Source organism: Kitasatospora sp. NPDC056446, from assembly GCF_042796115.1.
In the GTDB taxonomy this organism is placed as follows: domain Bacteria; phylum Actinomycetota; class Actinomycetes; order Streptomycetales; family Streptomycetaceae; genus Kitasatospora.
In genome coordinates, this window is sequence record NZ_JBHTRF010000018.1 from 97,284 (window position 1) to 110,861 (window position 13,578).

10 protein-coding genes and 2 riboswitches are annotated in these 13,578 nt (G+C 75.0%); of the genes, 5 read left to right on the forward strand and 5 right to left on the reverse strand.

The window, feature by feature from the left end:
- Positions 1 to 105: 105 nt before the first annotated feature.
- A riboswitch (cobalamin riboswitch) is annotated at positions 106 to 252 on the reverse strand.
- Between the two features lie 157 nt (positions 253 to 409).
- Entirely contained in the window at positions 410 to 889 is a 480-nt protein-coding gene (locus ACFQ6N_RS14140) for a flagellar hook-length control protein FliK (RefSeq protein WP_380649157.1), read from the reverse strand.
- A 34-nt stretch (positions 890 to 923) separates the two neighbouring features.
- Complete coding sequence (locus tag ACFQ6N_RS14145) at positions 924 to 2,000, reverse strand: peptidase (RefSeq protein WP_380649158.1); 1,077 nt, start codon at positions 1,998 to 2,000, stop codon at positions 924 to 926.
- Between the two features lie 97 nt (positions 2,001 to 2,097).
- A riboswitch (cobalamin riboswitch) is annotated at positions 2,098 to 2,220 on the reverse strand.
- 534 nt (positions 2,221 to 2,754) lie between these two features.
- Here ACFQ6N_RS14145 and ACFQ6N_RS14150 point away from each other — a divergent pair.
- Positions 2,755 to 3,111, forward strand: a complete 357-nt coding sequence (locus tag ACFQ6N_RS14150) for a beta/gamma crystallin domain-containing protein (RefSeq protein ID WP_380649159.1) — start codon at positions 2,755 to 2,757, stop codon at positions 3,109 to 3,111.
- Positions 3,112 to 3,448: 337 nt separating this feature from the next.
- Here ACFQ6N_RS14150 and ACFQ6N_RS14155 read toward each other — a convergent pair whose 3' ends face one another.
- A complete protein-coding gene (locus ACFQ6N_RS14155; protein WP_380649160.1) occupies positions 3,449 to 4,444 on the reverse strand; it encodes a hypothetical protein in 996 nt (331 codons plus the stop codon).
- Between the two features lie 468 nt (positions 4,445 to 4,912).
- Here ACFQ6N_RS14155 and ACFQ6N_RS14160 point away from each other — a divergent pair, with 468 nt between their 5' ends.
- The 4 genes from ACFQ6N_RS14160 (at position 4,913) to ACFQ6N_RS14175 (ending at position 10,950) form a co-directional block, all read left to right on the forward strand.
- Positions 4,913 to 7,645, forward strand: coding sequence for a LuxR C-terminal-related transcriptional regulator (locus ACFQ6N_RS14160; protein WP_380649161.1), 2,733 nt, complete (start codon positions 4,913 to 4,915; stop codon positions 7,643 to 7,645).
- Positions 7,646 to 7,879: 234 nt separating this feature from the next.
- Positions 7,880 to 8,956, forward strand: coding sequence for a lactonase family protein (locus tag ACFQ6N_RS14165; RefSeq protein WP_380649163.1), 1,077 nt, complete (start codon positions 7,880 to 7,882; stop codon positions 8,954 to 8,956).
- 187 nt (positions 8,957 to 9,143) lie between these two features.
- A complete protein-coding gene (locus ACFQ6N_RS14170) occupies positions 9,144 to 10,430 on the forward strand; it encodes an SLC13 family permease (RefSeq protein WP_380649195.1) in 1,287 nt (428 codons plus the stop codon).
- Between the two features lie 31 nt (positions 10,431 to 10,461).
- Complete coding sequence (locus tag ACFQ6N_RS14175; RefSeq protein WP_380649164.1) at positions 10,462 to 10,950, forward strand: universal stress protein; 489 nt, start codon at positions 10,462 to 10,464, stop codon at positions 10,948 to 10,950.
- Positions 10,951 to 11,054: 104 nt separating this feature from the next.
- Here the strand turns inward: ACFQ6N_RS14175 and ACFQ6N_RS14180 are convergent, their stop codons facing one another.
- Together ACFQ6N_RS14180 and ACFQ6N_RS14185 are read right to left on the reverse strand one after the other, a co-directional pair.
- Positions 11,055 to 12,596 (reverse strand): DEAD/DEAH box helicase, encoded by a 1,542-nt coding sequence (locus ACFQ6N_RS14180; RefSeq protein ID WP_380649165.1) that lies wholly within the window; start codon positions 12,594 to 12,596, stop codon positions 11,055 to 11,057.
- A gap of 375 nt (positions 12,597 to 12,971) precedes the next feature.
- Positions 12,972 to 13,175 carry a cold-shock protein gene (locus ACFQ6N_RS14185; RefSeq protein ID WP_030918248.1) on the reverse strand — a complete coding sequence of 68 codons (204 nt, stop codon included), beginning with the start codon at positions 13,173 to 13,175 and terminating at the stop codon, positions 12,972 to 12,974.
- Positions 13,176 to 13,578: the final 403 nt, after the last annotated feature.

Below are 13,578 nucleotides of genomic sequence, written 5' to 3' on the forward strand. Positions count from 1 at the left end.
CACCGGCGACTCCCCGATCGGTCGTCGGGTCCCACGGCGCAGCCGACGGCTCTCCCCCGGCAGGGGGCCGTCGCGACCGCGTCGTAGTCCACGACGACGCATGTACTCATGAACAAGGCCCGGCGCAGGCATTCCGGCTCACCAGCCCTTGGGGGCGGGTCTACGGTTGCGGGTCAGCGCCGGAATCGGACCGGCTTCCCCTGACTGCCGAGGATTGAAAAGCGGTTCATCACACCACGCGCTCGGAGCCATCGTCAACGAGTCGTCATATCGCTTTCACCACAGCGTAGGTCCGTTCACACGTGCCGTCGACGGCACCGCCTCCACCGCCGCCGGAGGCGGGTCCACCAGTGGCCGACGCCCCGGCCCCTCCGTCCGCGGAGGGGCCGGGGCGCGCGTGCGCCCGGGCTCAGGGGGCCGTGATGCCCGGCTGCGCGCCGGCGCCGAAGGACCAGCCCTCGACGTCGCCGGGGGCCGGGTCGTAGCTGCCCGCGCCCAGGGTGCTGTACGACCAGGAGCCGCCGTGCTGGGCGTGCCAGTACGACCAGTAGGCGCTGCCGGTGGGGTTGGTGCAGGTCGTCGGCAGGCTGTTGATGGTGCAGACGAAGCCCGGGAAGCGCGGGTGGAAGGAGTACGAGAACCCGGCGCCGGTCAGCGCGGCCAGACCACTGGCCGGGTCGCCGAGCGCACAGCCGGTCTGGACACCGCCGCCGACGGCCGTGAAGTCGACCACGACCGTGACGCCGGTCGTCCCGCTGCAGGCAGCGGCCTGAGCCTGCGGGGCCTGGACGGCGGAGACGCCGAGCAGACCGGCGGTGAGGGCGGCGGCCGCGGCGATCGAGCCGAGCGTACGGCGGACCGGGCGCGCCGGAGTGAGGGTGTCGGTCATCGGAGCTCTCCTCTGGGTGTCGGGCTTCGGCGGGTCAGTGGGAAGCCGGGGCCGGGCAGGCCAGGGTGGGCGCGTCCGGGCGGGCCCCGGCGGCGGAGAGGGTGGCCAGCGGGGTGCCTGCGAGGCCGAGGACGGCCTGCGCGGTGGCCCGGGCGCCGTTGCCCGCGTTGAAGCCGGAGGCGTCGTAGGCGACGGCGCCGCGCACCGCGGGGTCGGCCTCGCAGCCCTGCTGGAACTTCACCAGCCGGCCCCACCCCTTGAGGCCGGCGCCGAAGCGCCCGCCGGCCAGCAGCGCCTGGGTGGCCAGGCCCGTGGTGTTGGCGTTGGAGACGGTCGCCCCGGCGGCCGCGAACCCGCCGTCGGCGTTCTGGTGGGCGGCGAGCCAGCCCAGGCCGCTGTTCGCCTTGGCGGTGCGGCCGGTGGCGGCGAGGGCCTGGACGGCCAGCGCGGTGGCGTCCGCGTCGCCGGCGCAGGTGGCCTGGCCGAAGGCGACCGGGAAGCCGCCGTCCGCGCACTGGCTGTTCGCGAGGAAGTCCACGGCCGCCGCCGGGGCGTCGCCGGGCGTGCGGTGCAGGGCGATCAGGGCCAGCGACTGGCCGAAGGCGTTGCTGTAGTCGCCCCACTGCGAGCGGTCCGAGAACCGGCCCTCGGCGGTCTGGAGCGAACGCAGCCGGGCCGGCAGGTCGACGCCGCCGAAGGCCGTCGGGTCTCCGCCGCGGACCTCGACGGCCAGCAGCAGCTTGGCGGTCGCGCCCGCGTAGGCCTCGCTGGTGCCGTCGCCGAGGTAGCCGCTGATGATCTCCGGCTTCGCCAGCCAGGCGGTGGCCTTCGCGGCGGCCTGGTCGGAGCCGTGCGAGGCGGCGAAGGCCAGCACGGCGTCGATGGTCAGGCCCTGGTCGGGGTAGGCGGTCCCGTTGAAGACGGACTCGAAGTGGTCACCCTCGACGAGCTGCCGGGCCAGCCAGCCGCCCGCGGCGGCGTCAGGACGGACCGTCGCGGACGAGGTCGCGGCAACGGGGGCAGCGTGGGCGGTGGCCGCCGCCGGGAGCAGGGTGGCGAGGGCGAGGGCGGGTATCGCGAGCAGGCCGAGGGAGCGGCGAACGGCGGGCATGGGATGCCTTTCCGGGCCTGGACGCAGGGGCCCGGAAAGGCGTCGGCGAGCGCCGACGGCCGGCGGGCTCCGGCCCGCAGACCACGACGGGAGGAGGGAGTGACACACCTCCGCCGACGGGTACTCGGGCTCGCCGCCGACGCGGGGTCGGGCGGCCTACCGTTGCGGGTCAGCGCCGGATTCGGACCGGACTTCCCCCGTCGGCGGAGTCACGACATGACGGCCCATCATGGCGATCCCCCGAACAGCGGGTCAAGGGATCCCGGGCCCGGCCCCCGTTTCGGCCGGGCCGGGACGAGCAGGCGGAAGCCCGAACGCTTCACCCCGGTCCACGGCCGGCCCACCACCCCTGACGGTCCGTTGGGGGCGCGCGGACGCCGCCGCACTCCCTCCTGGCGGCATGTGCACGTCATGCGCAAACTCGCCAGCCCCACCCCCCCTCTCCCAGCCAGGCACCCCCGACAGCCGTCGCACGCGGTCGGCGGTCCGGCCATCACCCCACGTCAGAGCGGCCCGTGGGCGGCCTTCGGTCGACGGCCCGCCCACCCGGCCCCGGAACCACTCGCGACCGACCAGCCCCACCTGCCCCACGTCTAGCCGAAAGTTCGGATGGAAATGACCGATAACACGTCAGGTCAGGATTTGTTCGATTGACCCTCACAAAGGCGGCCTGGATACTGATCGAGCACGACGCAACGGAAACTCGTTGCGAAGCGGACTCCGATTCGACATTTCATCCGACTGAGGAGAATCCATGATCTCGAAGACGAAGAAGGTCGTGAGCTCGATGGCCATGGCCTTCGCCGCGGCGGCCACGCTCACCGTGGCCGTGCCGTCCGGCAACGCCTTCGCCATCGACCACATCCCGTGTGACGGGAGCCGTAATGACTTCCTGAAGATCTGGTCGCACCTCGACGGCCGTGACAGCGTCGACTGCTACGCGAACGGGGGATCGATCGGCTTCGGCGGCTGGTGGGTCGACCGAATCTCCACGGGGAACAACGACCTGGTCTACTCCGACGACAACGGCGACTCGGTGAGGATCAACCGCTGGACCGACATCACGTTCCCGAACCACCCGCCGAAGGTCAACTCCATCCGAATCCTCTGACGATCCGGCGGAGCGGTCCCCGAACGGAAATTCGCCCGGCCGAATAGCCGCAAGTCCCCGGATCACTTTGGTCGCCATCGAATTTTCTGTGACGTGAATTCGCTCCGCTCCGGCCCACCGGCGCCGGCCACCCCGTCCAGGGGCCGGCCGGCGTCGGCATGTCGCGGCACGGCCGCCCGCCGAGCCCCGGCCTCCGCACCCCGAAGGGCGAGAAGACCGGGTGCGCGGCCCGACCGCGGTGGATCAGCGCGGTCGGCGAGGTCGGCGAGGGCACCGGCAGCACCGGGTACGGCTCCCTGCCCCGAGACCGGTTCGCGCCACCGTCCCGCCCGGCGGCTCAGCGGACGCTCACCTGCCAGGCGCTGTAGGCCGCGGTCATGCGGCCGGCGATGCCGGGGCAGAAGTAGGCCGACGGGTTCATGGTGGCGGCGGGGAAGACGGTCGAGCTGGAGGGGCCGGCGTCGCTCCAGGTGCCGGTGGCGGGGGTGCGGACCTTCAGCCCGGTGGTCTCGACGACCCGTCCGCTCAGGTCCCGGCAGACTCCCACGTTGCCGCCGGCCGTCCGGTCGGAGTAGTACTCGAACATGTCCCAGCCGTAGTCGAGGCCGGTCTGGTCGGTGCCCCGGCTGGTGAAGAACGGGTCCCAGGTGCTGGTGGCGACGTTGTAGAAGGACGCACTCCAGGTGTTGGTCCGGGCGTCGGTGAGCTGGATCTCGACGCTGTAGGCGGAGCGGCCGTTCACGGTGGCGCCGTACTTCCGGAGGAAGGCGGCGTCGATGTCGACGGTCGCGCCGACCGCCTGGGCCGGGTCGGTGGTGCACCAGTCCCAGGCCCATATCTGGGCGCTGTCCCGGGTGTGGACGGTGACCATCTCGATGCAGGAGTTGCTGCGCGGCTTGGTGGTGGGGGCGTAGAGGAAGTCGTTGGCGCCGCTCAGGCGCAGCGTGTCGTCGAGGGTGTGGGTGGCGATGACGGCGTCGAAGCCGGTGTTGCCGCCGGGGCCCAGCTCGGTGCCCCACCACCGGTGGGTCTGGGCGGCGATCGGCTCCCGGGCGGTGCGGTTCGCGGCCGCCTCCGAGAGCCGTGCCTCCGAGGGCCGCGCCTCCGTGGCGAGGCCCGCGCGCAGCTCGCGGAACCGCTGGACGCCGGGCCGGTCCTGCGGCCTGATGCCGGCGTCGCCGAGAACGCGGCCGGACACGGGGGCGCCCGTCGGTGCGTCGGCCCGCGGGGCGGCCGGGCGAACGGCGTGGGCGGCGGACGGGGCCTGCGCCGAGACCGGGGCCGCCTGGGCGCCGGGGGCGAGGACGGTACCGGCGAGGACGAGTGCGCACACGCCGGCGGCCGCGGCCGCCGTCCTCAGCGCGGACGGACGGCACGGACGGATTGAACGAGACGAGCGGGACGAGCCGGACGAGCGGGACGAAGATGTCGTGCTCATGACACTCCTGAGTCGTGGGGGAACCGCCGGCGGTGGCAGCCCGCCGCCCGCCGGGACCGGACCGGTTGCACGGGGGATCCGGTCACCGACGGGCGGAGCGGTGGCCATCAGCGTGGGCCAGGCCCCGGCACGACACAATCCGGCCGCCCGAAGTACCCATACTCAATCAATCCGCCCAGCCGGAAGGCCCGTTGGCGGATCGGGCGGGCGTCCGGCCCCCGAACGGCGGGCATCCTCACGGGTGGGCACACCAGCGCACACCCGCCCCCGCCCGCACCGGACCGGACCGGACAGCACCGGCCCCGCCGCGGACGGCGGGCGGGCGCAGCCCCGCACACACCGTCAGGACGAGCGGAGGCGCGTATGAACGACCCCTGGAGGACCGTGCTCCACGGTTCCCTCGGCGACCCCGCCCGCCCCGGGACGGTCCTGCTGGTGGAGGGCCCGGCCGGCACCGGCAAGTCGCACCTCGTGGAAGGACTGCGCCGCCGCCACCCGGCCGGATCCGGTTGCCTGGCCCTGACCTGTGCCGACCCGTCCGACGACGGCGCGCGGCACGCCTTCGACGCCTTGGCCCGCGTGTTCGACCCCCTGACCAGGGCCGCCGCCCCGACGCTGCTGGTCGTGGAGGACGTCCACCGGGCCGACGAGCGCACCAGGAGCCGGATCCTGCGCCTGGCCCGCACCCTGCCGAGCGGGTGCGCCCTGGTGCTCACCTGGCGGCCCGAGGACCTCCCCGCCGCCCGGCCCCTGCTGGGCGAGCCGCTCGCCTGCCCACCCGGCGCCGCCGCCCTCCGGATCCGGACCGGCCCGCTCCCGGCCCCGGTGGCACGGGAGTTGGCCGAACGGACCCTGGGCGCCCGCTGTCCGGACGACGTGATCGAGCGGCTGTACGCGGTCACCGGCGGTGTCGCCCAGGTGCTCGTGGACGTCCTGCCCGTCCTGGCGGGCACCGCCCCGGACGGGCCGACCGTGGACGCCGTCGAGGCGCTCGACGCCCCGCCGCGCCTGGCCGAGACCGTGCTGGGCCGACTCGCCGGCCTGCCGTCGGACGCCCGGCTGCTGGTGCACGCCGCGGCGGTGCTCGACGAACCGGCCGCCGAGGCCGAGTTGGCGGCCCTGACCGGTCTGGCGGCGGAGCCGGCCCGCCGCGCGCTCCTCGCCGCCCTCACCACCGCCGTGCTGACCGACCTCGGCCCCCGGCGGTACGGCTTCCGCGTACCGCTCGCCGCCCGGGCCGTGGCCGCGAGCCTGCCCGCCCCCGAACGCGCCGACCTGCACCACCGGGCGGCGCGGGTACTGAGGCGGCGCACCGATGCCCCCTGGCCGCAGGTCACCGGGCACCTCCTGGCGGCAGGGGTCCGCCGCGGCCTGCTCCGGGCCGCCGAGCGCGCCGCCGAGACCCACGCCGCCGCCGGGCGGCACCGCGAAGCCGCCCGGCTCCTCCAGGACCTGCTCGCCGATCGCCGGATCCCCGGCCCCGCCCGCGCGAGGCTCGCCACGACGGCCCTGCGCCGCCTCGCCGGGTTCACCCTCCAGGACGCCGGCGCCCTGCTCGACACCCTCACCCGCGCCCCGCTCCTGCCCGGCCCGCTGCGCGCGCAGGCCCGGGTGCTGCAGGGACTGTCGCTGTGCGCCCCGACGACACCGGACCACGACAGCTGGCTGCACCTGGAACGCGCCGCCAGGACCCTGCCCGACGAACCAGGCCTCGCCGCACGCGTCCTGGCCGCGATGTCCATGCCGCACTGGCCCGGCATCCCCCTCGCCGAGCACCGGCAGTGCGCGCGACGGGCCGGCGCCGCGATGGCGGCCACCACCGACCCCGTCCTGCGGGCCGCCGTCAACGCCAACCTCGTCGGGCTGCTCCTGACCCTCGGCGACCCCGGGGCCGAACAGTCGCTCCCGGCCCCGCGACCGGACGAGAACCAGGACGGGCACGAGGACGAGGACGAGGAGGGGAACGGGAACGGGAACGGGGACCACGGCGACGCCGCGTCGGCCGGCCACCGGGCCCGCGCCCTGTGCAACGCCGCCGACGCCACCCTGTGGCTCGGCCGCTACCAGGACAGCCGGGCGTTCCTCGAACGCGGCGCGGCCCTGGCCGGACGCCACCACGCCGGTCCCCACGTCGCCCACGGCATCCGCAGCATCCGGCTGCTCCTCGACTGGGCCACCGGCCGCTGGAGCGGCCTCGCCGACCGGGCGGCCGACCTGGTGGCGGACACCGCGCGAACCCCGGTGCTCGGGCACGAGGCACGCACCGTCCTCGCCGCGCTGTGCCTCGCCCGCGGCGAGTGGTCGCAGTGCCGGGCCTGGCTGGCCGGCGACCTGGCGCCGCACCCGGACCAGCAGCTGGCACCGGTGGCGGCGCTCTCCTCGACCGTCCTCGTCCGCCTCGCCCTGGCCCGAGGCGACCATGACGACGCCAGGACGCACGCGACACAGGCCTGGGGCCGGCTGCGGAGCAAGGGCGTCTGGGCCTGGGCGGCGGAACTGGCGCCCTGGGCCGTCACGGCGGCGCTGAGCGCCGGCGACCCCGCCACGGCCCGGACGATGGCCCGGGACCTCCTCGCGGTCCCCGCCGCGCCGCACCTGCCCCTCGCCGCGGCCGCCCGACGGTGGTGCCGCGCCACCCTGGCCGAGCACGACGGAGACCTCGCGCGTGCCGCGGCCGGCTACCGCGCCGGCGCGGACGCCTACGCCGCGCTGCCCCGCCCGTACATGTCCGCCTTGGCGGCGGAGGCCGCGGCCCGCTGCGCCGAGGCGACGGGTGAGAGCGAGGACGTCGACCGCGACTCCGTCGACCGGCTGACCGACGCCCTCCTCGTGCTGACCGGGCTCGGCGCCACCCACGACGCCGCCCGGGTCCGCTCCCGCCTGCGCGCCCTCGCGCCCCCGCGCCGCGGCCGGCCCGCCCATCCCGGGCTCTCCCCGCGCGAACGGGAGGTCGCCGGACTCGCGGCCGACGGCCTGACCAACCGTCAGATCGCGGCCGCACTGCACCTGTCCACCAGGACCGTCGAGAACCACGTGGCCAGGGTGCTGCGCAAGCTCTCCGTCCCGTCCCGCCGCGACCTCCCCGCACGGCTCTGACCCGCGCCCCGGCCGCTGCCGACGGTCCGCCGACCGCGGCCGGCCCTCCCCGCGGCCGCGCTCCTCGGCAGCCCGCTCAGGCCCCGCAGCCACACCCGCTGACCCGACCGATCGACGATCCGGTGTTCGACTCGGCGAGTCCGCCGTCCGTAGGATGCCGGTCCCGGGCAGCGCCGCCCGGATGACGTCCCCTGACGGACCGTTCGCCGAGCGGTGGACAGAGAGCAGGCACCCTTGAACCACCTCCCGACCACGACGTCCGGCGGCTCGCTGGTCATCGGCAGCGCCGCCCGGGCCGGCACCCGCGGCGCGGGCCTGTCCACCGTCCGGTACGACGCCACCGGCGCCATGAGCCTGGTCGGCACGGTGCCGGTCGACCAGCCCTCCTACGCGGCCCTCGACCCGACGCGCGCCGTCCTGCACGCCGTCCTGGAGCAGGAGACCGGGCAGGTCCTGTCCGTCCCGATCGATCCCGGCACCGGGGTCCTCGGCCTGCCCGCCACCACCGCCAGCGGCGGCGCGGGCCCCTGCCACCTCGCGATCCACCCCGACGGTTCGCACCTCTTCGCGGCCCACTACGACGACGGCGTCCTCTCGGTCATCCGTCTCGGCGACGACGCGACCGCCGCCGAGACGGTGCAGACCATTCGCCACCCCGGCCGGGAGGCCTCCGGCGGGCTGCACACCACCCCGCACGCCCACATGGCCGCCCCCTCCCCGGACGGGCTGTTCCTCCTCTGCACCGACCTCGGCACCGACCGGGTGCACATCTACGCCTTCGCCCCGGCCACCGGCCTGCTCAGCGCGCACCGGACGACCCGGCTGCCGGACGGCAACGGCCCCCGGCACCTCGCCTTCCACCCCTCGGCCGGGCACGCCTACGTCCTCAACGAGCTCTCCTCCACCCTCACCGTCTGCCGCTGGGACGCGCTCTCCGGCTGCCTCGAACCCACCGCCGAGCTGGAGACGCGCCGGGATCCGGGAGCGCCGACCGCCAACTCCGCGGCCGCCGTCCGGGTGTCCGCGGACGGCCGGTTCCTCTACACCACCAACCGCGGCGACGACGCGATCACCGTGTACGCCCTCCTGGACCACGGTGCGACCGTCGAGCCGGTCGAGATCGTCGCGTGCGGCGGATCCTGGCCCCGCGACATCGCCCTGACCCCCGACGGGCGGCTCCTGTTCTGCGCCAACCAGAGGTCCGACACCCTCACGGCCTTCCACCGCGACCCGGTCTCCGGGCGCCTGACCCCCGCCGGGGAACCCTTCCCGGTCACCGCACCCACGTCCGTCCTGCCGGTCGGCCCCTGAGCACAGGGCCCGGCCGGCCCGGCCACCCCGGCCGGGTCAGCCGGGTCGCCCGTCCTCTCGGGGCGCCGTCCGCCCACCCGGTGGGCACCGCGTACCGTTGGCCCGCACCGACCGCACCGACCGGCCGTGACCTGGTGTTTCCGGTTCGGGGACGGATGCGCCACCGTCGCCCGCAAGGAGCAGAGCCCTGAGTACGTCGTTCGCGGAAGCGCTGTCCATCGGGCTGCTGGCGCTGGTCCTGGTCTGCGCGGTGGTGCGGCCGTGGGGGTGGCCGGAGGCCGTGGTCGCGGTCCCCGCCGCCGGGCTCGTGGTCGCCACCGGCGCGATCCCGCCGGCGCACGCGGCGGCCGAGGCCGAGCGGCTCGGGCCGGTGATCGGCTTCCTCGCCGCCGTCCTGGTGCTGGCCAAACTGTGCGACGACGAGGGCCTGTTCCGCGCCTGCGGGGCGTGGATGGCCCGGACCGCAGGCGGGAGTCCGCGGCGGCTGCTGGCGCAGGTGTTCGTGGTGGCCTCGGTGGTCACGGCGGTGCTCAGCCTCGACGCCACCGTGGTGCTGCTCACCCCGGTGGTGTTCGTCACCGCGGCCCGGCTCGGCGCCCGGCCCAAGCCACACGTCTACGCCTGCACCCACCTGTCGAACACCGCCTCGCTGCTGCTGCCGGTCTCCAACCTCACCAACCTGCTGGCCTTCGCCGCCAGCGGGCTGAGCTTCACCCGCTTCGCCGCGCTGATGGCACTGCCGTGGCTGGCGGCGATCGCCGTCGAGTACCTGGTGCTACGCCGGTTCTTCGCCGCCGACCTGGACGCCGGCGCACCGGCCACGGGCGCACCGGCCGCGGGCGAGGTAGCGGCGGGTGAGGTGGCGGCACCGCCGATGCCGCTGTTCGCCCTCGTGACCGTCGCCTGCACGCTCGCCGGCTTCGTCCTGGCCTCGGTCGTCGGCGTCGATCCGGCCTGGGCGGCCCTGGCCGGCGCGCTCGCGCTCGCCGTCCGGGCCCTGGTCCGGCGACGCACCACCCCGGTCGCGATCGTCCGCTCGGCCGCCGTGCCGTTCCTGGCCTTCGTGCTGGCGCTGGGCATCGTGGTCCGGGCGGTCGTCGACAACGGGCTGGCCTCCGCGCTCGGACACCTCGTCCCGCACGGCGTCTCGCTGCCCGCGCTGCTCGGTACGGCGGTACTGGCGGCGGTGCTGGCGAACGCCATCAACAACCTGCCCGCCACCCTCGTGCTGCTGCCGTTGGCCGTGCCGTCCGGCGCCGGGGCGGTCCTGGCGGTGCTGCTCGGGGTGAACATCGGCCCCAACCTCACCTACGCCGGGTCCCTGGCCACCCTGCTGTGGCGGCGCATCGTCCGCGAGCACGACACCGGCATCGGCCTGGGCGAGTTCACCCGGCTCGGGCTGCTCGTCGTGCCCGCCGCCCTGCTCCTGTCCGTGCTGGCACTCTGGGGATCGTTGCAGGTCATCGGGGTATGAGGAGCACCGGGACCATGAGGAGGAGGACCCCGTGACCGTCGTCGTCTGGATCACCGAAGGCACCTGGCCCGGCTGCGTGGACGCCGCCCGCACCCATGCGCCGCAGGGCGCGGAGGTCGTGCTGCTCCATGTCAGCGGCCGGGAGGTGCCGGGCGTCGCGCACGGCGCGTTCGCCGGGCTGCTCGGCCGCGGCCACCGCGAACGGGATCCCGGCACCCGGGTGGAGGGCCTGGCGGCGGCCTCCGCCCGGCACCTCCTGGACGCCGCCGCCGACCGCCTCGGCCGGCCCTGCGCCCGGGTGGAGCGCACCGGGCGGGTCGAGCGCGAGGTCGTCGCGGCGGCCGAGGGCGCCGAACTGCTCGTCCTCGCCCGCGACGGCGACCGCAGCCGCCTCGGGCCGCACAGTCTCGGCCCCGCGACCCGTTTCGTCGTCGACCACGCGCCTTGCCCCGTACTGCTGGTCTGGCCGGAGCCGGCACCGGACACCGCGACGATCCCTCCCCCGCCCGAGCGGCGGTAGCGGCTGCGGCGACGGCAGCAGCGCCTGCGACAGCCACGGCCGCGACGACCCCGGGCCCGATCGCCGTCCCCGACGATCGGGCCCGACGATCGGGCCCGAAGGTGCTACCCGGCGCGGGTGGCGCTCCTGGGCGCCCGGCGGCGGTCCGAGGAGCCCTGGCTGTCGCGGTCGGTGGCGGTCCGGGTGCCGCCGGAGGCCCGGGTGGGGCGGCCGTAGCGGGAGCGGCTCGCGGACGGGCGGCGGCGCGGCCGCTCGACGACGGGGTCGGCGATCACGGTGGGGATGCCGGTGGGCACGCGGGCGCCGGTAATCCGGGCCAGGTCCTCGCCGCCGGCGCTGACCCTGGTGGTGACGGGGGTGATGGCGGCCGTCGACATCATGCGGGCCATCCCGCGACGCTGGTTGGGCAGCACCAGCGTGACGACGGTGCCGGACTCTCCGGCCCGGGCGGTGCGGCCGCCCCGGTGGAGGTAGTCCTTGTGGTCGCCCGGCGGGTCCAGGTTGACGACGAGGTCGAGCCCGTCGACGTGGATGCCGCGGGCGGCGACGTTGGTCGCGATCAGGGCCGTGACCTGGCCGGTGCGGAACTGCTCCAGGGTGCGGGTGCGCTGCGGCTGGGACTTGCCGCCGTGCAGGGCCGCGGCCTTCACGCCGTTCGCGAGCAGGTCGTCCACCAGGCGGTCGGCACCGTGCTTGGTGTCGATGAACATGATCACCCGGCCGTCGCGGGACGCGATGTGGGCGATCGTGGCGTTCTTGTCGAAGTTCTGCACCTGCAGCACGTGGTGCTCCATGGTGCTGACCGCTCCCGCCGACGGGTCCACCGAGTGGGTGACCGGGTCCTTGAGGAAGCGCCGCACCAGGCGGTCGACGTTGCGGTCCAGGGTGGCGGAGAACAGCATGGTCTGGCCGCCTTCGGCGACCTGCTCCAGGAGCTCGGTGACCTGCGGCAGGAAGCCCATGTCGGCCATCTGGTCGGCCTCGTCGAGCACCGTGATGCCGACCCCGTCGAGCCGGCAGTCGCCACGCTGGATCAGGTCCTTGAGCCGGCCGGGGGTGGCCACCACGACCTCCGCCCCGCGGTTCAGCGCCTGTGCCTGGCGGCTGATCGACGTCCCGCCCACCACGCTCGTCATCCGCAGCCGCACCGCGTGGGCGTAGGGGGTGAGGGCGTCGGTGACCTGCTGCGCGAGCTCGCGGGTGGGGACCAGCACCAGGGCCAGCGGGCGGCGCGGCTCGGCCTGCTGCCCGGCGGTACGGGCCAGCACCGCGAGACCGAACGCGATGGTCTTTCCGGAGCCGGTCCGGCCCCGGCCGAGGACGTCGCGGCCGGCCAGCGAGTTCGGCAGCGTCGCGGCCTGGATCGGGAACGGCTCGGTGACGCCGTTGCGGGTCAGCACCGACAGCAGGGCCTTCGGCATGTCGAGTGCGCCGAAGGACTCGACGGCCGGCAGCGCCGGCGTGGTGCTCACCGGCATCGCGAACTCGCCCTGGGGAGCGGAGCCCTGACGGTTGCCCCGGCCTGCGGGGCGGCGGCCTCCGGACGGCCGGTCGCCGTAGAAGGAGCTGCCGCCGGAGCGGGACCCGGAACTGCCGCCGGAGCGGGAGGCGGCGCTGTAGTGCGAGGAACGACTGGAGCGGTTCATGCGGGAAACCTTCTTCGGGGCGGCACGTCACGAGGAAGGCCCGGGGCGGCGCGGGGCGCCGGCGGAGACCGCAGGGGAACGGGCCGGAGGTGTGACGGGCGGAGCGTGGACGGTGGAACCGTGCGGCACGCCGTCTGCGGTCGACGCTCACCGCGGAAGGCGGGAGCAGAGGAACCTTGAACCGTGAGGTGTCACGGCAGGGCGCCGATCCGGACGCGACGCTGTGCGTCTCGCGTGGGGACGGCCGCCGGTGGCGGAGCCATGGGCCTGGACGGCCGGGGGGGGACATGCCCTGGCGCCAATGCCGAGGGGCCCGCACCGGGCATGTGCGCGGTGCGGGCCCCTCACTGCTGGGCAGGTGCCGTGGCAGTCGAACTACAGCGGGCGAATGTTCTCGGCCTGCGGGCCCTTCTGGCCCTGCGTGACGTCGAACTCGACCTTCTGGCCCTCGAGCAGCTCACGGAAGCCGTTGGCGTTGATGTTCGAGTAGTGGGCGAAGACGTCGGGGCCGCCACCCTCCTGCTCGATGAAGCCGAAGCCCTTCTCCGCGTTGAACCACTTCACAGTGCCATTAGCCATAAAAAAATCTCCTTCAAGGGACTGTACCGAAACACGCACAGCGCGCGCTTCGAGTCACCGCATGGAGCGCCCACCGGGGAAGAGCCGGGGAACAAAAAATGCGCCTGCAATACATCAGCAGGCGCACACAAAGTTCATGGGAACCACTACTGCAACTAACTCGACTGTAGCAGGCCGCGGCCCGCCGCGGCGGGCCGTCCCGCTCCCGGTTTCACCGGCGCGGCTCCCCGGGGCGCCGGCTCCGGGCCGAGCGGACCGTGAACGCCCTTCAGCAGCAGGCCCCTTGGGCGCGCCCCCGGGCCCCGGCGGGTTTTCCCGCGGTGCGCAACGTTCACCCTGCCGGTGGGATTTCAAGGTCCGGTCGGAAATTCTCTGCGCCGATCATTCCCGCAGCCACGCTTCC